Raw genomic sequence first — 23,253 nt, forward strand, 5'->3', positions numbered from 1 at the left:
TGACTGCTAAAATGAATACGATTAAATATCTTCTAACATTATTTTTTATACTGCCTATCTGCATTAGTTATTCTCAAAGTAACAATGTTATGAATTATGCCCCTAAACTTAACGTGCCTACTTCACCAGAAGCAGCAATGTTAGGTAAATTTGGAGATATTCCTATAGGCTATTATACTGGTACCGCCAATATATCAATACCTATCTATACTATTGATGTAGCAGGTAGGCAAACTTCAATATCATTGGATTATCATAGTTCTGGAATTAAGGTTAAGGAGGATGCTACCTGGGTAGGGCTTGGATGGAATTTGGCTCCTGAAGGCTCAATAATACAAGAAGTACGTGGCAAAAAAGATCAATATGATGATAATATAAGAAAATCCACCGACCCCTCAAAGTATGATGAGTTTAAAGCACGTTTTAACACACTTCCAATGGGCAGCTATAAAAAGATTACACAAAAGGGTATAGTTGGTTACAATTGGTGTACATTTCCTGGTCCAACATGGAATTCAATGTATTACTTTGACCCAGAATTTATAATACTGGGATTACAGGAAGGTAGTGGCCAACCTGATATTTACAGGTATAATTTTGATGGTTATTCCGGGAGTTTTTTCATTAACCCCAATACTAATCAAGTGGTTATGCTTGATAAAACTGACAATATCACATTTGCTATAAGTGGTGGTGGTATCACCGCTACTACATCAAAGGGTGATGTGTATAACTTTGGAGCCTATGAGAAAGCAAACACTCAAACCAATGATAGTTATGCCGGTGGTACATATAAATTAACCTCAATCCAATATGCCGAAGGCAAAGGAGTTGCATTTGGTTATCAGCTTGGACACCAGACCAGCAAAGTGTATTCTCAAAACTCTGCTATGAATTTTGTTTGCCTTTCACCACCTATGCCTGAAAATGTCCCTGTTATGACGTATACCGAAAATGAAGTACAAAAACTTACTTACTTAAAAACAGACAAAGATTCTATACGTTTTAATATTGGCTCAAGAACCGATATTTTCTACTTAGCCAATGGCTATCAGGACTATACGGGCAAACTGGAGTCTATTGATATATATTCAAATGTAAATAAAAAGAAAATAAAAACATTTTTATTCAGCTATAGTTATTTTGACTCTGCTTCTGGTTTGTCATCAACGACAGAAACGAGACGTTTACGATTAGACTCTGTAAAAGAAGTAGGTTATGACTCCTATGGTGTACAGGATCTTTCAAAACCGCCTTATATTTTTACATATAACTCACTTCAACTACCTTCTAAAACATCTCATGATGAAGATTTTTGGGGATACTATAACGGTTGGCACGGAAATTCAGGTTTATTACCCAACCTCGATTTTTTTGAATACAACTATGACCCACAATTTATTGATTCTTTTCCTGGGCGTTTACCTTGGAATTATAATTATAATAAAAATTACAGGTATACAGATAATAATTATGTGGGTGCATGTATGCTCACCAGGATACAATACCCAACAGGAGGATATACCGATTTTACTTTTGAACCGCATTCGTTTACTAATCAATTTATACCTAACAGTGTTCAGGTTTTACAAGGTTTAGTAAACCCATCACTGCATAAAAGTTATGCAAATTGTCAAATAGAACCATGTAGTCACTCCTTTACATTAAATAGTTCGACCACAATAAACTTAAACATCACATTCAACCACGGCAATCCTCACTTATATGGGCAGCCCATAAATACTGACATTATAAGCCGAATATATTCTAATTCGTATGTAAGGATTCTTAAAAACGGTTATGAAATAAAACGCTGGACACCCTTTAACTTTATTCCCCCTAATACCCCAAGTGGTTTAGAGTATTTTACAAATAATGTAAGTGTAAGTGGAGTTGTTAACTATAGAATTGAAAACCCATCTGGTGCAAATTTTGTGATTGAAGTATTTTTCCCCGATCAATGCCCTCTAAATACAAATGGGCAACCTATAGACAATGGTGTTTGCATAGCAAATGCCTCTCAATACTGGCCGTATTTAATGAGCCATGGAACTTTTGCAGGCGTAAATTATTATAATGCTCAGTTGGTTGACAAAACTACTAGTTTTGCTGGAGGATTAAGAATCAAGAGGATAAAGAATTATACTTCGGCAAACGTAATAGCAAGTGATAAAGAAATATTGTATTTAAATGAAGATGGAAAATCTTCAGGAAAATTGCTTAATAGGTTCAATCCTCTAAGTGTTGTAGACTCTTTTTGTACAACATGTGGACAAGGAGGAAATGGACAACCTGGAAATTATATGTTTCCATTCAGGCAAATACAGATTTCTGCCGATGATTTTGGGATGAGCGGAGGTACCATAATAGGATATAACAGAGTAATTGAGATAGAGCATAATATTGCCGATACAACTACTGTTGGTAAAAGAATTTTTAAATACAACAATTTTGAAAATATTGTAAATAAAGGTTTTCCAAATGTAATAAATCCTTTAAATGGAAAAATGAAAGCAGAGGAAAACCGAAATAGGACTGGCCAGCTATTTCTGGAAAAAATATATCTATATGAAGACCAGATTACCCCCACTTCTTATGATGGGATTAGAATTGTAAATCATTGTTATGGTCAATCTGACATGGGTGATGGCGATGTTAATGTAGATGGAGAGCCATATAAATATAGTTTTGAATCATACCCTTTAGATTCTCATTTTTATAAGTCTAAGAGCGTTACAACAAATACTTATATTGATGGAGATGTTAATAAAAAGATAAGCCAGACTGAATCTTATGAGTATGAGCCATTGCTTAAAAACACAAGGAATGTAATAACAACATCAAGTGCCGGTGAAACCCTTAAAACTACTTATTATTACTTTCCTGATTTATCCATCACATCAAACATCACATCTGTGCCTATTAAAACAGAGCAATACAGAGCAGGAAATTTTTTATCAAGTGTTAGGTATAATGCCTGGCCGCCGTTAAATATTTACACAAAAAAACTTGAGTCCGACCCAGAAGAAAACAGGGTGGATATTATATATAATTCAAATGGAGATGTAATTCAATATATTTTAGCAGGAGGTACACCTATATCTATCATCTATGGTTATAACAAGACAGTCCCTGTAGCCAAAATTGAAGGTGTAACATATTCATCAATCCCTACTCAATTAATAAGCAACATAGAATCCGGATCATCTGTCACAGGTTCAGAATCTTATATGCAATCATCTCTACAATCCTTACGAACAGCCTTCCCTAACGCTATGGTAACTACATACACATATAAGCCAAGCATAGGCGTAAGTACTATCACCGACCCTAAAGGTGATATGATAACCTATGATTATGATAATTTTGGGAGATTAAAATCGGTCAAGGATAAATTCGGTAAAACGCTTTCTGAAAACCAATATAATTACAGACCTTAACCAACTGACTGATGAAAAAACTATTATACCTATTGTGCCTTTTGCCTGTATTGGCTTGGGCACAGAGTCCTGACCAGAATTATGTGAAGACTCTGATTTACCGTGACTCCACCACAGCTACGACAGCAAAAGCAGTAGTTACCTACTACGATGGGTTGGGCAGGCCCATACAACAGGTAGCCGGCAAGATGTCTAATACCGGCAAAGACATCATTACGCATATGCAATATGACGGCTTCGGCAGACAGGCCAAGGACTATTTGCCATATGCCTCAACAGCCTCTGACCTGACTTATAATGCAGATGCGCCTACAAAAATCCTGGAGTTTTATGCAAACACTGCAATGGTACAGGAAACAACAGCATTTCCGTATTCTGAAAAATTCTTTGAACCCTCGCCGCTGAACAGAGTCTTAAAACAGGGTGCACCCGGCCTGGCCTGGCAGGGCAACGCCGACCCGTATAACAACAACGACCATACAGTAAAATTTAGCTACCGGACAAACGTTGCCAATGAGGTGCGTAAATTAAGTGTTACCGCTACAACTGACTCTTATGGGATTTTTGGCACACTGACCCTTAATGGAACTTCATCGTATTACGATGCAAATACACTGTCCAAAGCGGTAACGAAAAATGAGAACTGGACTTCAGGAGTTGCCAATACCACAGAAGAATTCAAAAACAAGGAAGGCCAAGTAGTTCTTAAGAAAACATACAATGGCTCGACGGCACATGAAACCTATTACATATACGACCAGTTTGGCAACCTGACCTATGTACTGCCGCCGCTTTGTAACGGTTCGGCTACCAATATAAACACCCTGGGCTACCAATACAAATACGACAGCCGTAACCGTTTGGCCGAGAAAAAACTTCCAGGGAAACAATGGGAGTATATCGTATACGATAAACTGGACAAGCCGATATTATCAGGTCCGGTTACTACCCCTTTTGGAGGAAGTGCTGCCACAGCAAATGATGTAGGCTGGATTATGACCATTTACGATGCTTTTGGCCGCGTTGCCATGACCGGGTGGTTTTCGGAGACCATAAGTTCTGTCACGAGGAACAGCAGGCAGGGTTCTGCTACGTTTGGCGCAGGTGTGGTAACAGCCGTACGCGGCAGCAGTACCGTTGATGGCATTGCAGTAGGATATAATGCCATTACTTCATTGCCTTCAACATTTAAACTGCTTACGGTGAATTACTATGACGATTATACCTGGCCGGGCGCACCTACCGTACCCGCTTCATCTCAGGTTGAAGGCCAGAATATCCGGAATAAGGCCAAAGGCCTGCCTACAGGTACTTGGACAAGGGTATTAACTTCAGCTACAGGAACAGAACGTCAACTATCATACGTACTTTATGACCGCCGTGGGCGCGCTGTGCGTAACTATACTACAAATTATCTGGGTGGGTATACGCAGGTAGATACGAAACTTGATTTTAGTGGCAAGCCAATATATACAAAGACAAAACACAAGCGCCTGTCTTCGAGTACCGAAATAGCTTATCAGGAAGATTTTATCTATGATGCACAGGACAGGCTTAAAGCGCACAATCACACCATTACCGGTACAACCGGCCAGACGCTGGCAAGTAACACCTATAATGAATTAGGCCAGCTCATTACCAAAAAGGTTGGTTCCTACACGGCAACGCCACCGGGAGGGCTTCCAACGATGTATCCAATCCAAACCGTAGATTATAAATATAACATCAGGGGCTGGCTGACCGATATCAATGATGTAAACCCCGGTAACCTGGGTAGTGACCTATTCGCCTTTAAGATTGCTTACAATAACGTAACCGATCAGTCGAATGGTGCGTTGAGCATCCCTGCTTTATATAACGGCAATATTACCGAGACTTACTGGCGTAGCAGTAGTGACAATACCCTGCGTAAGTACAGCTACAAATATGACGACCTGAATAGGCTGACGTTTTCTTATTACCAAAAGCCAGGTGCCAGTGTGCCTTATACAGGCAGTTATAATGAGAATCCACGATATGATATGCACGGCAACATCATCCAGATGCTGCGTACCGGGGGCGTAGATGACCCATCTACTCAAGTTACTATTGACAACCTGATATATACGTATGCGCCTAACAGTAACAGGCTTACCAAAGTAGTGGATAACAGCACAAGCCCACAGGGATTCAAGGACATTAACACTTCCAATAATACCGAGTATACCTACGATGATAATGGCAATATGCTGACTGATATGAATAAGGGTATCACCGGCATAAAATACAACCACCTGAATTTGCCTACGGAGATAACCTTCGGGACTAATAAAATTGTATACCTTTATGATGCCAATGGTGTAAAGCTCAAAAAGACCGTTACGGAAGGTAGTAACACGGTGTATGTGGACTATATGGGCGGCTTTCAGTACAAGGGTGGCGTGTTACAGTTTTTTCCAACCGCTGAAGGGTATGTAGATAATACTGTAAACGCATCTGGGAATAACGTATACAACTATGTATACCAATACAAAGACCACCTTGGAAATGTACGCCTGAGCTATAGCTATACAAAGAACCAGGCAAGGATCAAAGAAGAGAACCACTATTACCCATTCGGGCTCAAACACCTGAACTATAACATGGATTACCTGGAGTATCAGGAGATAGAGGGTGATATTGAACTTTATCCTCCGTTAAGTACAACGGATAAACTGGTTAATAATTATAAGTACAACGGCAAAGAGCTGCAAGACGAGCTGGGGCTTAACATGTACGACTACGGCGCACGTAATTATGACCCTGCTTTAGGTAGATGGATGAATATTGACCCGTTGGCGGAGACAAGCAGGAGGTTTAGCCCTTATGCCTACGCTTATAATAATCCTTTGAGGTTTATTGATCCTGATGGGATGCAAGGAGAGGACGTTATTGGAATTTACAAGACAACTGGACAAATCGGTATTGTTAAAGCAGCTGGGCCAGATACGGTAGTACTATTTGACGAGAAGGGTGTTGTTGATTCCTATGTGTATGGTAAGAATGGGAGTTTTAATAAGGATGCAAAAATAAATACTATAACCGAAAAAGTTGATGACCATACAAACATGATTGTAAGCCAAGAAATACATTTTAATAATGCTTCCAAAGCAGATAAGTTTTATAAATTTGCTGCGGAGTCTAATGTTGAATTTGCTTTAACAGGTATTTCTGATAAAATGTCTGGAAATAGTGAAACTGTTGTTAAAACAGATTTTAAACTTACTTCTGTTGGTGCAACCTCATATGCAGAGTCGGTTTTAAATAGCAATCCGAATGCTATTATAACTAGATTATCACATTCGCATCCTAGCTATTTGGGTTCTCCATACCCATCTGGTTTTCATGAAGATTTAACGCCAGACCCTACATTTAATGGAGACAGAAATAGATATATTGAATTACACTCTCCTAAAAATAATGGAAGATTACCCGCTTATAGCGAAATGTATTTTGGAGGCTCAAATCCAGTTGAAATAAAATATAACGGAACAAAAGCGATAAAAACTAATGATTAAGTATAATAAAAATATAATCTTTCCTTTACTAGCACTAATGTTAGTTAGTTGCAAAATGGAAAATAAAATAGAAGTTTCTGAACAAAAGATTGAAGAAGTTCAGTTTAAGGATAGTACATTCAAAAAAATATTTAAAACGTCATTGAAAAAATTAGAAGTTTCAATGGATGGCGCAAGTAAAAGCAGAATACTCGAATTTTACATTGACCCCTATATGAATTATGATACTATCGTTTCGATAAAAAATTGTCCTCCAATTGATGTAAGAAACTTAATTCATGTAAAAAAATATGAAAACCAACTTATTTACATTTATTATACTGAAAACTTAAAAAATTCAATTAGTAAGTTTATAGATATAGATAGTAGACCTATTGATTCTGTAATTTTGTATCCTGTGCCGAATGAATTTGAATGTATTTATAGAAAAAGGTTTATTTTACAGAATAAACAGTTCAAACCAATTCAATAAAATTTAAATTAAAAAGGAGGCTATATAAAAATAGCCTCCTTTTTAAATAAACCACTCGGATTAGAGTGGTTTATTTTTTTAAAAGTCCACCATATACCTGCTATAAGCATCACGACCAAAGCCAGCACGCCCTGCAACACCACACCAATTACCCCCAAAGCACCAAAGCCAACAGGTGCGTTGCGCCGCTGGTGGTTCTGTATGCCAGTGATAAACTTGCTGGCCAATATATCATATTTTAGTTGGGTGCTGGGTGCATTGTCTGTAGGGAAACCATTAAGGTTTGGCAAGGTGTTTTTCATATTCTCTTTGCTATTTGCCATGAAGGTAAACAATTCAGTTTTCCTGCGCCAGCTTGTTTGTTAAAGAAATTAAAAGGTATAAATCCATCATCTGCCCGGCGGGCAGATGATGGATTGACCTTAAGCTGCTATAATATTCTTCAGGAGGTTCGCCCGTTCGGGTGTAATAGCAACGCCTGTATAATCATTGTACTTTTGCTGTTTCCTTTGATGGCCTATATACACTACCAAGTCTTTCATTGAAATCTTGGACTGGTCCAAATCAGTAATAATGGCCATACTTTCCTGAATTGTGAAAGATAATACAGGCAATAAGTCATATAGATTTACCTCTTCATCAAGCCTGAAAGTTGATTTTACCGTTTGTTCTGTACTCTTTGTTGCTGTCTCTTCTCTAATTTTGGCAGGCTTATAGTATGTATCATTCAGGTCTTTTGCATAAGCCTTAAAATCGCCCCAATGTCTTTTTACGGTAGATTTATCCCTATTGGCAAGCTTAGCTACCTTTTGTTGTGTAATCTTGCCATCGGCCTCAAAATCCCAGTTTTCAAGCACCAGATAAATAATCTCTTTTGTAAAATCCGATTTACGTTTGCCAAGCTCTGTATTAACTATTTTCATCTTTGCCTTTGTCGTTAGCAGAGCCTTAGGGTTAAATAATACCCTTCTTTCCTCATTCAGGTATAATTCTAACGAACCTACCTGCCTTTTCTTTAACACACTATCTATAACAATACTAACTTCCTTCTCTGGCAAGCTCGGGTGCATCTTAGAGTTAATTGTAGTAGAAATAGCCTTTAAGAAGCCCCTGCCTGTATTTGGATTTAACAACACATATTGCGATAGTAGTAAAAATAGAGTTTTGTTCCTGTTACCTTCTTCTATCCTAAACGGTATAAACGGATTGCATATCTTTTCTTTTACATCAAACACCCTGTAGTCGACATCAGTATATTCATTTATAAAGTAGTCAGCAATGTTATTAAATCGTATAGCAACTTCATGCCCATTAAAAAAGGTCTCATACGTTCCTATACACTTCTCTTCTTTTCTTATAGTAGCGTGTGAGACTTTTTTACTTTCAATACATTCATATACCGAGGCATCAGGATTATAATACAGGTTTGGGTCATAGCTTTGTATGGTTTGCTGGCTTGCCTTGCGTGCGCCTGCATCGCTATTAATACCAATCAATTCTGATAAATGGTTATAGGTATCCTTATAGTTCTCTAACGTAAGGCCGTTTACCTTTACAAGAATACCAAAGCCAGTATCTGACAGTGATTTCCATTTCGCAAGGATATAAGGGCTATCGGGAATAGTATCTACGTTATCAGTATCCAGATAAATTAGGCCCGTTGGTGCTATAATATTATCGTTTGCTGCTGAACCATCAAAAAGGAAGTTGAATCGAAATGTGGGCAACATACTTTTTTTAAAAGTATCATATTCCTCACTTCCCCTTACTAAAGTTCGGGCGAAATGAATAAGGCTAAGCTTCCTATCTCCAGTTTTTATTATTTCTAAAACCTCGGTAAGGCTGATTTGATTTTGCACCTTCGATTCTTTGGAAGATGCATACTGCGTAAGTTGAAACATTCATATTTTATTAGTTTCATGTTATGGGAAGCTCTAAGCCCCTTGTAACCATCTTACATAAAATACCAAAATATGTAAAGGATATACCTGAAATTAATGCTTTAATGCTGCAATTCCGCACCTACCTTAGCACCTTATCGGAGGAAACCCAATACGGAAATCTGCGATTTTAAACCGATTTGAGACGATTATACAGATTGGTATACGGGTCCTTCCCTGCCTGGGTTAGTTTTTGAGAAAAAATTGAAGTTACCGTTGGCGTATCCGCTCTTACGATGGACATTTTCAAAGGTCATTATATGGCCAATCAGATGGCCTCGGAAAATTCCAGAAATTTTTTTCCAAATTTTCAAGGATTTGCCCATGGCAAACTATTTATAGTAAAAAGAAATATGAAAATTATACTAACAGTTGACCAGCTAAAGAGGATATTAGAAAACGAACCAGTGAAGTTGCCTGTCACTGTACAAATGGATAGGGTGAGCAAAAGGGAATTTCAGGAATTATCAGCTTTAATAAATCGGAAAAGGGAATAAATATTTAAAATAAACTATTTTTTAAAATCTAACAACTCTGAAATCGTTACATCCAGCCCTTCGCATATTTCCAATAGGTAGATGTAAGTAGGATTAAATTCTCCTGTTTCTACTTTATGAATTGATTGCTGGTCTTTAAATATTTTGACTCCTAATTTAGCCTGTGACAGCCCTTTCGACAATCTTAACTCCCTGATTTTGTTTCCTAATTTTAGCAATTCAACTGATTTATCCATAGCTCCTAAATGTTTAGAGCAATGTGGGCTTTCGGTTTAATATTTTTAACATACTATAGTATGTTAAGACATTCTTTTTATTATGTTTGTGGCTATAATTTAAAATATTAACCAATGACAAAATCTTTTTTTCGGATGGCTTTCTTAGGTATCTCGCTATTATTAGCTGGATGTTCAAGCGATGACAGTACAACTTTGAACGGTGGAGACCCGACCACCCCAACAGGACAACTTAAATTATCGGTTACAGTTGAACAGGGCAACTATCCAATCAACCAGATAAAAATTTACAAGGTTGCTAATGGAGAAAATACATCAATTAATCAAATGGCTTCTAACGGCTCTGAAACAACTCCGTGGGCTTACGTTGAAGTTGGCGACCGTATCAAGGTAAGATATGCAATAGGTATAGCCGAGCCCTTAACACTTAAATACCATATAGTGCAGAGCAATCAGGAATTAAAATCAGAAAGTGTTACCATACAAAATCATGATGCACCATTTGCCGAGTTTTTTGATATTACAGTAACCGTTGATTAATCATATCTAATATGAAAGATAAAATAATTACGGGATTTGGGATTGTGCTATTGGTATCAGTTCTACTTCTGATTATGAAATGTAAAGATTCCTACAAGGAGTCATCATCAGCCAACAATATGAGCATAGAAAATGAAACAGCCATTAATGAATATGTTATTGGGAGATGGTCAACAAGTTTCACTGACCTCGGAACAACTTGGTATTACAGGTTTGAAATTACTGATAGCCAACTTAAATATTGGATACGATTTGGCGATTGGGATTGGAAAACCGAGCCAAATGAAATATACACTTATGAACTTTCTCCTATTATACGGGATACATACGGCACCAAATTCCGAACCCTTAATATAGGCGAAACAGATTTAGGATTAAATCGTGGTGGCGGGTTAACGTTTGAAAATGGGTGTCTTAATTTCAATAATAAATGTTTAGAAAAAGGTTGGGAATAAACAAGAATAAAGCGGCACTGCGCCGCTTTATTCTTGTTATAGCATCCGTTACTTTAAACCATGAAACAGATGGGCAATCACGTCTACTGTAAAAGCCAAGCCTAGCGTTTTTTGCTTTTCCGTCTTTGAAACACCCGCAACGCCATCTACATAATCATCGGATATAGTCATCATCCTTGAATATTCCTTTATGGTAGGGTTGCGGTAACAGCCATTCGGGAAAACCGAATCATCAGTTATGCCACGTGCCTTACCCACATATCCTGAACTGGCTAAAATCTGCGGGTACCTCAATAACTTCTCCTCGGTTGGCAGCTCGGCAAAATCCTTATCCTTGTATATGATATTGCCGATGCTCATTTTGAAGTGCCTGAATATACCATTTGTGAGGGTAACGTTACCTGACAATAATACATGTGCCTTATCACGGTCCACAAAACCATTCTCCAATATATCAGCATAGTTTAATCCAGCAGGTTCAGGAACCGTAGCGTTAGGAATATTTGTCCAGTAGAGCCTCCTACGGTGCGCTGGTGCCACCAGTGCCGAATCAATCTTCAATAGCTGCAACTCATCCTCAAAGATATACTCCAGTTCGGCAGTTATCTTGTCTCTGTCAGCCGCTTTCATGCTGGCTACGTTCTCCATCAGGAAGTATAATTTTTTATGTATTGGCTGGAAAGTATAGATGTCTTTGATTATACGTAAAGCTTCATAAAATAATCTTGATTCAGAGCCTTCAAGCCCGCGCCTGTCAATGGGATTGATAGATGAAAGATTAGTACAGGGACTTCCAAATACAACCAAATCTATCTCATCGGCCAAATCATACCCGCTGATATTCCTTACATCCCCCAACTGGATAAAGTTAGGGTCGCTGCCATAGTGATATTCCTGTATTTTCAGGGCCGATTTGTCAATCTCTGAACTATAGTATTTATTGATTTTGATGCCAGCTTTCTCCAGGGCGAGCTTTGCACAGCTTATTCCATCGAACAAGGAAAGCACATTGATTCCTTCTTTTTCATTTTGGCTCATATTTACCTTTATTTGATAAATATTCCGCCCTGGAGGAAAAGACCGATTTTGCCGTGGGGAAAAGGCAACAATTTTAAACTATGCCCTATTGGCGTGGCTTCCCAAATAAAATAATTTTAAAAAAGCTGGCGCAGGAACTTATTTCCTCGTATCCTCGTGGCATATCCAGCAGACCTTAAACATCCGTTTAAAATCCGCTGGATTATTTAAAAAATGATATTATGAGGAAATTTGTGGCTTATTTCAGGGTTAGTACAGCAGAACAGGGTAAGTCAGGTTTGGGTCTGGAAGCCCAAAGGAGCATGGTTGAAAATTACATCGGCAACAATGATGGGATTTTACTGAACCAGTTTACCGAAATTGAAACGGGTACATCCAAAAGGAAAAGGACTGAAATATATAAAGCGATTGAATTTGCAAAGCAAAATAACGCTGTCTTGGTCATAGCAAAGATTGACCGCCTTGCAAGGAATGTATATTTTGTAAGCTCACTAATGGAGGCTGGCGTTGAGTTCGTGGCCTGCGACCTTCCACAGGCTACCAACTTCACTATACACTTATATGCTGCGCTAGCTGAAATGGAAGGTAAGATGATTTCAGAACGTACTAAAAATGCGTTGGCCGAAAAAAGGAAACAAGGTTTTAAGCTGGGTACACCTGAGAACCTGACCGAGGAAGCTAAAGCAAAAGGAATAAAGATAATTAAAGAGAAAGCGGCACAGAATAAAGCCAACATACAGGCTACTGCCCTTATTATAGAATACAGAGCTAAAGGATTAAGCTATGACAAGATTGCCGATGCCCTTAACCAACTTAATTTTGGAACTTCTCAAGGGAAGAAACATAACTCTACAAGTGTAAAAAGGCTTTACGACAGAAGTATGATGAATTAAGGATTAATTATAATATCCATCGTTTTCTTCCCTCCCTTTTCCAAACGGGTTTGATGGTATAATATCGTAAGTCATTTCTTCTGCCAGATTTTTTCTCTTCTGCCCTTCAAATTCAATTTCCCCAGATGCATCTACAAGATATAAGAACTCTGCCAATTCCCTTTTGGATTTGCGGTTAAAGTGCTTCATCAGTGCCTTGATAGTTGGTTTGTGGTCTCCTTTAAGTTCTATAATCCGTCTTCCCCACATAATCTGTGTAGAATTTGCTTTAAGGGAATCTTTTGGGACTATATTCATGTCGCTCAGTAAACTGCTAATTTCACGCGAAAGATTATTTGGATGTATGTCACTTCCACCCGCAGTTATAAATATAGAGCCAGATAAAACCGTTTCAGGATATTGCTCACAATCAAACCCAAAATGGCCAGTTGCAAAATCTTCATATAATTTACCTTTTGAGTCTATTTTAATTTCAGTTTCACCGTTTCTGCTCCTTATGATTAGATGTATCGCAAAAGTGTAACAAATAATCTCATACAATTTTAGAGGGATAGTGACTGTTTTGCTGTTCAGTTCAATGTCCTCTTTAATATAGATGAATTTGTTTTGCGTATCTATTTCAAAAATATCTTTCCACTGTAGATTTAAAAAATCAGAAATCCGAGTACCTGTATACAGGCCTAATAAAAGCATTATCCTGATTCTGGTATGTGATTGATGCATATAGTCGATTTCAGAAAAAAGAGCACGTACAAAAAAAGTCCATTTCTGAAAGTGAAAGCCTTGCCTGAAATTCTTATCGGGAAATTTAGCGATAGAATTAAAAGTGTAATCCAAATTAATATCTCCTAAATAATATTCTATTTCAGATTTGTCCGAAAAACCAAGCAAGGTAAGAAGCTCTGAATTTTGCTTGATTTTAAAATGGGTTTTAAGGTCTTTTATTATATCATCTGAATATCCACTCACATCTAAAATCCGTAATCCATAGTCAATTGATAAATCTTCTTCAGGATTTTGCACCTGAAAAACCTCTGGCCACGAAAAATTTGGATTGTTATCTAATGCTTTCTGTAAATAAAATTTCAGGAATTCTGGAATTGGAATTTTGTATCCTCGTACCGATTCAATATAATCCCTTACAACTCCATTTTCTTCAGAATCTAATTTAAAAATATCACCCCATGTAAGCCACGTGTTTTCATGATGGGTAAAGCCCAAAAGCAATTGGAAAAATTTACCAAAAGCAAGTTCGCGCTTACCTGAATAGAAATCATATTCAGCAAAAACCAGTTTTGATTTAAAATCTCTCATAGCGTAAAAATAGAGTAAAATGAAGTAATCTTATAGATTTAAATTTTAAACTACTGAATTACAGTTATTTGTTTTTTATGGAAAAATAGAGGAAAACGGAGTGCTATTTTTTTATCCAATTGTTTATCAGAAATTTGCCTCATCGAAATCACAGTTGCAACGGGATTTTAAATATTAATTTTTTAAAACAAAAACTCATGAAACATTTTACAGACAATCCCGACACCTTCGATGCTATCAGCTGCCATTTGAAACCGTAATTGAAATTATGGACGAAAACGGGCTATATTATGACTGGGCAGTCCTTCACGATATTATGTGCCATGGTGGTTATGGAGTGGTATTCCACCTTGAAACCGATTATGACGATTTACCAGATGGCCTTGATTCAGCTTGTGATGACCTTAACAATGAACTGTATGATGCATTTGGGGGCAATCTGGACCTGCTTGAAAAATTCGTGAAGGAATTTCTTGAAGAATACCCGATTTAAGTTATTCCCCGAATACAACGGAGAAGAAAAGCCGCCAAAAGCTGGCAGATGTAAAAACTTCCTCTTATCCTCGCGGTAAGATTTATTTCAGGGCTTCCAGTTAAGCCATAAAATCTACTAATTCTCGGATTGATTTTTTTCGGTGCAATACCCGAAACGGGATACTTATGCCCAAAAAACCCGACACAAACTATCGAATATGAAAAATTTAGACCAGCTTTTCAAGTCTTTCGAGACAGGCATACGCAATGCTAAGGCGATAAAACCCCAGCAATATCTAAAGTCCATCGGTTTGGATTACATCGATTTACGTATTGGATTCAATAGCGGCCAGTTCCATCACAGGGAGCTACAGGAAACCAAAGACCATTATGAGCAGTTGGGACTTTTAACTAAAAGTGAGGTACCTGTAAGGGATGATAGTATGACCGCCTATACGGTATTTGGCAGGTACGGCCTCATCTTCCCATTAATTAACGATACAGGCCAGATTGTAAATTATTATGCCTTACGCTTTGATATGGCTACACCACAGAAAAACTACCTGAACAGTGACGGCCTTTACCCCAGCTATCCGCATACCAGTACCAAACGGCTTTTTATTGTGCCTACCATATTGGATGCTGCCAGCCTGTTGCAGTCCAAAGCTCTTGACCAGCGTGAAGCCGTACTTGCCCTTTTTGATGGTAAAGTATTGCCGCAGCACCAACAGGCAATTGCCTCACTGACCGAGCTTGAAGAAATTATTATCATTAAACGCTGACAACATGCAAAGCATCATCACACAGATAGAACAGATAAAACCCAATGTACTGGTTTCAGAGGTACAGTTGCCCGATGGGCATAATCTTAACGATATGTGGGTAAGTTACGGCAGGGAAGCCATTACCGAATTGATTAACGATTACCCGAAGCCACAGCCTAAAGGCAGCGGCCTTGAAATTATCAACGAATATAAAATAAGATTCATGGGCAAGGCAGCAGCTTACTACGTTATAGGCCACCTGCCCAATGATTTATCCAATATGCGGGTATCGCTCCAGATTGTAGATAAAGACACCGAGCGGAAGCACAGGGCAAAAATCGACCTCTTTGACTTTATGAGTATACAGAACCAGTGCAGGGAGCTATCGGACAAACACAGCCTTGAATATAATCTCTTAGAAGCCGATTTGATGGTGCTGACCGATTTACTGGAGGCCTACCGTGAACAGCTCTTTGACAACGAAACAAATCCACTTACAGACAAATACTCGGAAAAAGAGCTTACCTCAAAGGCTGGCGAAAAAGCAGTAGCATTTTTAAGCCAAAAGGAACTATTACAGAACATCAACAGCCTATTGGGACAGGCGGGCATTATTGGCGAGGAAAGCCTCAGGTTATTGCTCTATATAACTGCTGCTAGCTATAAGATGCCTTACCCGCTCCACGGTATGGTCCAGGGAACATCAGGAGGTGGTAAGTCGCACCTCATTAATAGCATTGCCCAATGTATACCACAGGAAGACCTTCTGGATATGACACGGATTACCAGCAAAAGCCTCTACCATTACAGGGATGCCGAACTGACCAATAAGCTGGTTATCATACAGGATTGGGACGGCCTTGATGAAGATGCACAGTTTGCCTTTCGGGAAATCCAGTCCAATAAAAGGCTAAGCTCATCAACCGCCGTCAAGGATATGCTGGGCAACACAAGAGGTAAGATTAAGACCGTCAATGCCCATTTTGCCAGCCTCGTAGCCACTACCAAAACCCAAATCTACCTTGACAATATGAGCCGTTCAGTACTGTCGGGCATTGATGAAAGTGAGGAACAGACCCTTCGCATCATAAAGCGGCAGAACCAAAAGAAAGCTGGCATTACCAATGAGGAAGCCGAGAACGATGCAAAGCAGCTATTGCGGAACTGTATGCGTGTACTTAAAAGCTGTAAGGTAGTGAATCCTTATGCCGATAAAATCAGCCTGCCGCTTGAAGCAAAGATGCTAAGGAGGCTTAACGACCAGTTTCAGGATTTTGTGGCCCAGATTACACTATTACACCAGTACCAACGAAAAAAAGACAGTCACGGCAGGTTTGTAGCCACGAAAGAGGATGTAGAAATGGCAACCGATATTTTCTTTACTGCCATCATCCTGAAAGTAGATGAACTGGACGGCTCAACCCGTCAGTTCTTTGAACGCCTGAAAGACTTTGTAAAAGCGCAGGTTAATGGCACCACCTACAAATTTACGCAGCGTGAGGCCCGCCAGGCCATGAATCTGCCAAAGACCACTGCTGCAAGGCTCATTACCAGCCTGCAGGAACTCGAATACATCCAGGCCGTGGAAGGCTCGGCCAATAAAGGGTTCAAATATGTTATAAGCTATTGGGATAACCTTGAAAAAGTGAAGGCTAAAATAAAGGAAGACCTCAACAGGCAGCTTGAGGCACTCTGAATCACAAAATGGGACACGCCAGCCCAGTGATACCAAAGCATACACCGCTGGCGACCCATGTGCCAAGGAAATAGTATAAGGCAACTTTAAAAACGATATGAAAAAAGAACTACTTACAGCAGCATTCAAAAGGCTTTTACAGGATTACGAAACCTTCATAAAAGCGAAAGGGTTCAAAGGTAAATGCTTTGTAGCACCCATACGGGAATTGCTGAACTGGATGGAAGATTTTGGGATTACAAACGCAAAGGATATTACAACCAAAGAAATAATGGCGTATTACCGTTACCTTATTGAAAGGCCGAACCAAAAGCGTATAGGCACCCTGTCGGGCAGCACCATTAAAACGCACCTGCTCAGCCTGTCATTCTTTTTGGATAATCTTTTGGAAGATGGCCAGATTGAAAGGGCTTTTGTCATCCCCAAATTCAGCAGCGACGACCAAAAACCAAGGAATATCCTTAGTGTTGAAGAAATCAAGGCACTTTTTTCCCATACCGAGAACCATCTTGAAAAGGCCCTGCTCTCAGTTGCCTACGGCTGTGGCCTCCGCCGTTCGGAAATAGAAAACCTCAACGGCAATGATGTACAGCTTTCAAATGGTATGCTGGTAGTAAGGAGCGGTAAGGGTAGCAAAAGGCGTGAGGTGCCAATGAGCGATTCTGTTTTGCGGGCTGTTAAGGATTATGTGTTGGAATACCGTTACCCAATGATTTTAAAATCTTCCGCAACGGCTTTCTTTCTTAATAAAAAGGGGCTGCGTATGAGTGGCGAGGCCATGAACAAGCTATTAAAGAAGATAATCCAACGCACAAAGAACCAAGCGATTATTGACAAGGAAATTACCCTGCATTGCCTCCGCCACAGTATTGCGCACCACCTCATGGAAAATAATGCTGGGATTGATTTTATAAAAGGCTTTTTAGGGCATTCCTTCATCAATACCTCCTACATCTATGCGATTAAAAACAAGAAAATGATTAATACGACAAACCACAGATATAAATGAATAAGGCACTAAAACTAAAAGAATACCTCAACCAGCATTTGGCACCTCAATCGGCAAAGAATTACGGCTACACCATTGATAGCTTCCTTAAAACCCACCCAAAGGCCAAAAAATACAAATACAGGGATTTGGTTCGGTTCCTTGCCGATACAAGGGAAAAATACCCCAACATACAGACCAGCATCAGGATACTGGCAGCCATTAAGCACTATTACGATTACCTCATCTGGACAGGCCATCGCAACGACCATCCCTGTAAGACCTTGACGGTAAAGAAGGGTCATGACCAAAGCATCCAGTTACAGGATTTGTTTACCGTTCAGGAACTGGAAATGCTTATGCAGCGAGAAAACCGATACAAACATCTTGAAAACAGGAATAAGGTATTGATTTCATTGCTTATCTACCAAGGGCTGACCAGCGACGAACTCATCCGACTGGACACCGATAATATTGATTTGGATGATGGCAAAATTCATATAAAAGGTTCTAACAAGCTCAACAGGCGTACCCTCAAAATGGAACCAACCCAAATCCTGCTGTTTAGCAGGTACATTAACCAGACGAGGGGCGAAATGATGAAGCGTAAGGCACATAAAACAAGTAAGCTGATTCTTAACAAGCTGGGGGATGCTATTACCGTCGAAGGAATTTTCGCTGTTATAGAGGTCATGGCACCGCTATTCCCCGACCGAAAGCTAAACCCGAGGAGCATACGGATGAGCGTAATATCCAATTGGATGAATGTGCAAAAGAAGCCCCTGGAGGACGTTCAGGAGCTTGCGGGCCATAAGTGGCCAAGCACTACAGAAAAGTACCGCAAAATGGATGATTTGAAGCAACGGGAGCTTATCAATAGTTTCTTTCCCCTTCAATGAAAAACAAGTAACTATAAATTTTTATATATGATTAAAATTACCAAGTATTTAGAATTATTACCGTTCGGCATGAAAGCATTTGACACCCATGCACTACACAAAGATTTTGGGATAACTACTGAGGAAGTCCTTTTTATGTCCCAACTTGAATTTCTTCCGTGTAATGAACCCGCACCAATTGTAAAAAATGGGGTTAAGCAAAAACAAATTGTAATGTTAGACCCAATTTGTATTGCACTCTACGACTATTATTATGGTACCAAACTCGCCCTTTCACAAGGCATCGATTTTGGAGATACCGAAAAAAATATGAGTATAGCGAAATCAATATTCAAGAAGTATAACCCTGAAAAATTTGAATTATGTTTTTAGTAACACATGATTCAAAAAAATGCCTGTCAATGATTTGACAGGTTTTCAAATTTTAAAGTCTTCCAAAGTCCTTGATAAATCAATTTTAAAAAAATCAATTTTTGAAGACACTTTCAATGTGGATGGTTTGTTTGTATGAGTTCTATCCATTTTGAATACTTTTAAAGTATCTTTATCAATAACAAAACACTCTTTTAAATTGGGTATATTCTCCATCAATCCCTTGAGTTTTTCGCCATCTTTTTTTACCATATTGGTTTTACAAATCTCAATTAATACCACTGGTATTGTTGGTTTACCATTAACTACTTTCCAAACTGTAACATCAGGAATTGAACTACTGTCAGGTTTGAGTGAAAACTCGGGAAAAGGAAGGTAATCTTTGTACTTCTTAACATTTTTAAATTTATCCATTAACGAATGAATTATATACGTTATGATTATTTGGTGTTTATAATCATTACCTGGGCCAGTCAAGCCGACAAATGTATCCATGTTGTTGAAAATTATTGTTTAAGCTAATATATAAATAAAAAGGACAAAAAAGTTTTAGTCGATTTTGTCCTTTTATCCACCAAGGGCAGACCAGTGATAAAATCATACAGCTGGATGTGGCTAATACTAATTTGGATGCTGATACGGTGTTGTATATCAAAGTATTCAGCAAATTAATCCGAAGGACTTTAACACCGCAATTCAACCAGATATTTTAATAATCACATCAACGAAATACGACCAGCAATACAAATGGTCAAGACAGACAAGCTTATTCTTAATCTCATGTTACAAAGTATCTAAACACACTAAAATACTTTAGCCTCATAATTTAAACATAGAAATTATGAGCGACTTACAAAGCATCTTACTTTTCTTAACAATAATATTTGCATTATTAATGGCTTACCCCAAAAGGGGAACAGTTGCATCAAGAAATTTCAAAAATGTACTTGGTGTTTTGCCGTTAAGTAAATTTTTTGATTGCCTTAAAGAATATTACAATAAAAGACAATAGTTATTTATATTTGGTGTACGTTCTTACGGGTTAAAAGCAGGTTCACAAAGGCTTATAAGTATAAGTACAACGGCAAAGAGCTGCAAGACGAGCTGGGGCTTAACATGTACGACTACGGCGCAAGGAATTATGACCCCGCTTTAGGTAGATGGATGAATATTGACCCGCTTGCGGAGAGTAGTAGAAGGTGGTCGCCATATACTTACTGTTATAATAATCCGTTAAGGTTTATTGACCCAGATGGAATGCAGGCAGACGATTTAATTTTTAAATCTGTCGGAGGTTCACAACATGGCGCTAACAATCAACGTGCGTTTGGTAAAACTGAAAGTGTCATTAATCAAGGTCTAGGTGGTAAATATGCAAGCATCGATAAAGAAAGTGGTAAACTTACATTGAATATGACTAAAGAGCAGATAGCAGGTCTATCTACTGAACAAAAAGGATTTTATGATATAGTGAACGCCGCAATGACAGGGGAAACTAATGTAAATGTTGATTTGTATGAAAGTGACAACTTTATTATGGGAGGCTCTATGCAAGAGCTAAGTAATAACCCAGGACGAATTGATATAGATGATATAATGAATTTTGGTTCGGATAAAATTTATGGCTCAACCACCACATTTGCACATGAAATTGCAGAAACTACAGATAAACAATTGAATGGAAATCATGAATATGTTAATGAAGAAGGGACAGGAGCACATCAAAACGCAAATGTAACAGCATCTAAAACAAACGGCGGTTGGGTTCAAGGTGAAAGTACTACAACTAACTATAGAGCAGAAAAAAAATCATATCGGCAACCAGGAGCAGTTCCCAGAGAAGGTACAGTTAAATCGGGTACAATAACAACCCCTTTAACAAATAATGGAAAAACTGTATATTCAACTTATGAAGTCCGTGAAGGAAACGTAGTTAAAAGACCTTAATATGAAAAGGAAATTATTTTATTTTTTACTGACAATTGCATTATTTTCTTGCAAGTCATCCTATGCTGATGGCGACATAGCCGAAAGAGTATATTTATATCATCTCGGAGTTATTGAGAATTTTATTAAAGTGCAATATATTGATGATGATTCATCATTAAGACGTTCGTACAATTTCTTAGAAGGTTTAACGGGAATCAAGGGAGAGGTAGATAATCAATTAACGGTTTTTTATACACCCACAGAGAAGAACTTAAAAGATTGGAAGAGGTGGTTTAATAAAAATAAAGACAAACTCTATTGGGACGATACTGATAAAAAAGTTAAAGTCCGAAATTGAAACAATAAGGCGGCCTTCGGGTCGCTTTATTCCTTTAAGCCCCTGACAACCCACCGTACCCCAAAAAAAGCAATAATAGCCAAAGCCACCACGCCCTGTAAAACCGTACCCACTAACCCCAAAGCACCAAAGCCAACAGGTGCGTTGCGCCGCTGGTGGTTGTGTATGCCAGCTATAAATTTGCTGGCCACTATATCGTATTTCATTTGTGTGCCGGGTGCATTGTCTGTAGGGAGACCGTTAAGGTTTGGCAAGGTGTCCTAAAGAGCCATGAACTTGCAAAGTAATGTGTATCACACTCATGAGCCCAGACAAGATGTGACACTCTCCCTATCTCAAATGCAGATTCGCTTATTGTGACACTTGTGACATCTTAAAATTGCGGACTATAGCGGTAGGTTCGGTAAGCTTGGGTGTCACATTAATTAAGAAATAAATGTCTATTATATTATATCGACTGCTATAATCGCTTCACTGAAATACTTTTCTAAAGAGGTGGTGTAAAATTATTTTATAAATTTTACATTTGTGTAAAATATTTTTATCTTTGAAAAAAAATAAAAATATGGACATCAAGAAAATAAAGGCGCTTAATGCGAGAATAGAAGAACAGGCTAGGCTAGAAATTTACGAAGAATTACCTCCATCGGTTATAAATTTAATCCTAGATAAGGATATAAATTATAGCTTCAAGGACGTTAAAACTAAAAATTTGACCGGCCAATCTGCGCGGGTAATAAATAACTGGATAAACAAAGACCTCATCCAAGTTGAAGATTCAGATAAGGGTAAAATCAATCGTTTTGCAAGAGAGGAGGCTATTTGGATGCTATTAGTGGAAGAATTTAGAGCGTTTGGGCTTTCATTAAGCAAAATTAAACAACTACAGAACAAACTATTTATACAGCCTGTCACAGGATTTTACCTATTTAGGCATAGCCTTATTTGGACAATTTTAGGAGGCGAACAATTTCTTTTAATCTTCCCTGATTCAAGTTTCACACTGTTATCGAAAAAGAGCTATGAAAATTTCTTAGGCTCAAGGACACTCACAACTCACTTGTTAATCGATTTCAAATCTATGATCAAAAAGGTATTTACAGGTATGCCTCTAACACCAGGATTCGATGTTAGTGATTTCATGGATGATGTTGACTGTATGAAAATATTATTCTATATAAAGTCTGGATTATTCGAGACAATTATAGTTAATCTAGGTGACAATGATTTACGTTTCATAGAAAATTCCAGCAAGATAGATTTAAATAGCAAGCTATTAGATTCTTTAAGGCGAAAAGAATTTTATCAAGTTGAGATATATGCTGATAATCAAAAAATAATAATTGAAAATGCTTAGCGAGAAGGAATGTAAAAAAATACTGGAGCAGCATTCTAAAAAAAAGTTTACAGAT

Annotated in this window: 23 protein-coding genes and 1 pseudogene; 17 read left to right on the forward strand and 7 right to left on the reverse strand. The window is 38.2% G+C overall.

From position 1 onward, the window contains the following. Positions 1 to 11 precede the first annotated feature (11 nt). Genes ACZIX4_RS15530 through ACZIX4_RS15540 form a run of 3 tightly spaced genes read left to right on the forward strand, consistent with a single transcriptional unit; the run spans position 12 to position 7,448 of the window. A complete protein-coding gene (locus ACZIX4_RS15530; protein ID WP_463336554.1) occupies positions 12 to 3,440 on the forward strand; it encodes a hypothetical protein in 3,429 nt (1,142 codons plus the stop codon). Positions 3,441 to 3,451: 11 nt separating this feature from the next. Continuing rightward, positions 3,452 to 6,976 carry a DUF6443 domain-containing protein gene (locus ACZIX4_RS15535; protein WP_463336555.1) on the forward strand — a complete coding sequence of 1,175 codons (3,525 nt, stop codon included), beginning with the start codon at positions 3,452 to 3,454 and terminating at the stop codon, positions 6,974 to 6,976. 55 nt (positions 6,977 to 7,031) lie between these two features. Further along, positions 7,032 to 7,448, forward strand: coding sequence for a hypothetical protein (locus ACZIX4_RS15540; protein WP_463336556.1), 417 nt, complete (start codon positions 7,032 to 7,034; stop codon positions 7,446 to 7,448). A 20-nt stretch (positions 7,449 to 7,468) separates the two neighbouring features. Here ACZIX4_RS15540 and ACZIX4_RS15545 read toward each other — a convergent pair whose 3' ends face one another. The 3 genes from ACZIX4_RS15545 to ACZIX4_RS15555 form a co-directional block, all read right to left on the reverse strand. Beyond that, positions 7,469 to 7,750, reverse strand: a complete 282-nt coding sequence (locus tag ACZIX4_RS15545) for a hypothetical protein (RefSeq protein ID WP_463336557.1) — start codon at positions 7,748 to 7,750, stop codon at positions 7,469 to 7,471. Positions 7,751 to 7,870: 120 nt separating this feature from the next. Then, positions 7,871 to 9,349, reverse strand: coding sequence for a BT4734/BF3469 family protein (locus ACZIX4_RS15550; RefSeq protein WP_463336558.1), 1,479 nt, complete (start codon positions 9,347 to 9,349; stop codon positions 7,871 to 7,873). A 550-nt stretch (positions 9,350 to 9,899) separates the two neighbouring features. Next, positions 9,900 to 10,121: a helix-turn-helix transcriptional regulator gene (locus ACZIX4_RS15555; RefSeq protein ID WP_463336559.1), complete on the reverse strand. Its 222-nt coding sequence runs from the start codon at positions 10,119 to 10,121 to the stop codon at positions 9,900 to 9,902. Positions 10,122 to 10,235: 114 nt separating this feature from the next. Between ACZIX4_RS15555 and ACZIX4_RS15560 the strand changes: the two genes are divergently transcribed. Next, positions 10,236 to 10,661 carry a hypothetical protein gene (locus tag ACZIX4_RS15560; protein ID WP_463336560.1) on the forward strand — a complete coding sequence of 142 codons (426 nt, stop codon included), beginning with the start codon at positions 10,236 to 10,238 and terminating at the stop codon, positions 10,659 to 10,661. A gap of 11 nt (positions 10,662 to 10,672) precedes the next feature. Next, on the forward strand, positions 10,673 to 11,116 hold the full coding sequence (locus tag ACZIX4_RS15565; RefSeq protein WP_463336561.1) for a hypothetical protein: 444 nt from the start codon (positions 10,673 to 10,675) through the stop codon (positions 11,114 to 11,116). Positions 11,117 to 11,164: 48 nt separating this feature from the next. Here the strand turns inward: ACZIX4_RS15565 and ACZIX4_RS15570 are convergent, their stop codons facing one another. After that, the gene (locus tag ACZIX4_RS15570; RefSeq protein ID WP_463336562.1) at positions 11,165 to 12,154 is read right to left on the reverse strand and encodes a DNA cytosine methyltransferase; all 990 of its coding nucleotides are present in this window, start codon (positions 12,152 to 12,154) and stop codon (positions 11,165 to 11,167) included. A 221-nt stretch (positions 12,155 to 12,375) separates the two neighbouring features. Between ACZIX4_RS15570 and ACZIX4_RS15575 the strand changes: the two genes are divergently transcribed. Beyond that, a complete protein-coding gene (locus ACZIX4_RS15575; protein WP_463336563.1) occupies positions 12,376 to 13,047 on the forward strand; it encodes a recombinase family protein in 672 nt (223 codons plus the stop codon). A 3-nt stretch (positions 13,048 to 13,050) separates the two neighbouring features. Here ACZIX4_RS15575 and ACZIX4_RS15580 read toward each other — a convergent pair whose 3' ends face one another. Beyond that, positions 13,051 to 14,361 (reverse strand): site-specific integrase, encoded by a 1,311-nt coding sequence (locus ACZIX4_RS15580; RefSeq protein ID WP_463336564.1) that lies wholly within the window; start codon positions 14,359 to 14,361, stop codon positions 13,051 to 13,053. 268 nt (positions 14,362 to 14,629) lie between these two features. Here ACZIX4_RS15580 and ACZIX4_RS15585 point away from each other — a divergent pair, with 268 nt between their 5' ends. The 6 genes from ACZIX4_RS15585 to ACZIX4_RS15610 all read left to right on the forward strand — a co-directional run bounded on the left by ACZIX4_RS15585 (position 14,630) and on the right by ACZIX4_RS15610 (position 19,554). Then, positions 14,630 to 14,854, forward strand: a complete 225-nt coding sequence (locus tag ACZIX4_RS15585) for a hypothetical protein (RefSeq protein ID WP_463336565.1) — start codon at positions 14,630 to 14,632, stop codon at positions 14,852 to 14,854. Between the two features lie 199 nt (positions 14,855 to 15,053). Continuing rightward, on the forward strand, positions 15,054 to 15,617 hold the full coding sequence (locus ACZIX4_RS15590; RefSeq protein ID WP_463336566.1) for a hypothetical protein: 564 nt from the start codon (positions 15,054 to 15,056) through the stop codon (positions 15,615 to 15,617). A 4-nt stretch (positions 15,618 to 15,621) separates the two neighbouring features. Continuing rightward, positions 15,622 to 17,295: a hypothetical protein gene (locus ACZIX4_RS15595; protein WP_463336567.1), complete on the forward strand. Its 1,674-nt coding sequence runs from the start codon at positions 15,622 to 15,624 to the stop codon at positions 17,293 to 17,295. 97 nt (positions 17,296 to 17,392) lie between these two features. Next, the gene (locus ACZIX4_RS15600; RefSeq protein ID WP_463336568.1) at positions 17,393 to 18,304 is read left to right on the forward strand and encodes a tyrosine-type recombinase/integrase; all 912 of its coding nucleotides are present in this window, start codon (positions 17,393 to 17,395) and stop codon (positions 18,302 to 18,304) included. After that, entirely contained in the window at positions 18,301 to 19,182 is an 882-nt protein-coding gene (locus tag ACZIX4_RS15605) for a tyrosine-type recombinase/integrase (RefSeq protein ID WP_463336569.1), read from the forward strand. Before ACZIX4_RS15600 ends, ACZIX4_RS15605 begins: the two co-directional genes overlap by 4 nt. A 27-nt stretch (positions 19,183 to 19,209) precedes the next feature. Further along, the gene (locus tag ACZIX4_RS15610; RefSeq protein WP_463336570.1) at positions 19,210 to 19,554 is read left to right on the forward strand and encodes a hypothetical protein; all 345 of its coding nucleotides are present in this window, start codon (positions 19,210 to 19,212) and stop codon (positions 19,552 to 19,554) included. Positions 19,555 to 19,599: 45 nt separating this feature from the next. Here ACZIX4_RS15610 and ACZIX4_RS15615 read toward each other — a convergent pair whose 3' ends face one another. Further along, positions 19,600 to 19,968 (reverse strand): hypothetical protein, encoded by a 369-nt coding sequence (locus ACZIX4_RS15615; protein ID WP_463336571.1) that lies wholly within the window; start codon positions 19,966 to 19,968, stop codon positions 19,600 to 19,602. Positions 19,969 to 20,395: 427 nt separating this feature from the next. Between ACZIX4_RS15615 and ACZIX4_RS15620 the strand changes: the two genes are divergently transcribed. The 4 genes and pseudogenes from ACZIX4_RS15620 (at position 20,396) to ACZIX4_RS15635 (ending at position 21,841) form a co-directional block, all read left to right on the forward strand. After that, positions 20,396 to 20,566, forward strand: coding sequence for a hypothetical protein (locus ACZIX4_RS15620; protein WP_463336572.1), 171 nt, complete (start codon positions 20,396 to 20,398; stop codon positions 20,564 to 20,566). Positions 20,567 to 20,616: 50 nt separating this feature from the next. After that, positions 20,617 to 20,832 (forward strand): annotated as a pseudogene (locus tag ACZIX4_RS15625) (RHS repeat-associated core domain-containing protein); the annotation flags it as partial. After that, entirely contained in the window at positions 20,812 to 21,501 is a 690-nt protein-coding gene (locus ACZIX4_RS15630; RefSeq protein ID WP_463336573.1) for a hypothetical protein, read from the forward strand. The pseudogene ACZIX4_RS15625 and the gene ACZIX4_RS15630, both read left to right, overlap by 21 nt. Position 21,502: 1 nt before the next feature. Next, on the forward strand, positions 21,503 to 21,841 hold the full coding sequence (locus ACZIX4_RS15635) for a hypothetical protein (RefSeq protein WP_463336574.1): 339 nt from the start codon (positions 21,503 to 21,505) through the stop codon (positions 21,839 to 21,841). A 26-nt stretch (positions 21,842 to 21,867) separates the two neighbouring features. Here ACZIX4_RS15635 and ACZIX4_RS15640 read toward each other — a convergent pair whose 3' ends face one another. Beyond that, positions 21,868 to 22,047 (reverse strand): hypothetical protein, encoded by a 180-nt coding sequence (locus ACZIX4_RS15640; protein WP_463336575.1) that lies wholly within the window; start codon positions 22,045 to 22,047, stop codon positions 21,868 to 21,870. Between the two features lie 359 nt (positions 22,048 to 22,406). Between ACZIX4_RS15640 and ACZIX4_RS15645 the strand changes: the two genes are divergently transcribed. Next, positions 22,407 to 23,198 carry a hypothetical protein gene (locus ACZIX4_RS15645; RefSeq protein ID WP_463336576.1) on the forward strand — a complete coding sequence of 264 codons (792 nt, stop codon included), beginning with the start codon at positions 22,407 to 22,409 and terminating at the stop codon, positions 23,196 to 23,198. The last annotated feature ends 55 nt before the right edge of the window (positions 23,199 to 23,253 follow it).

The sequence above is a fragment of the Flavobacterium niveum genome, assembly GCF_055231775.1.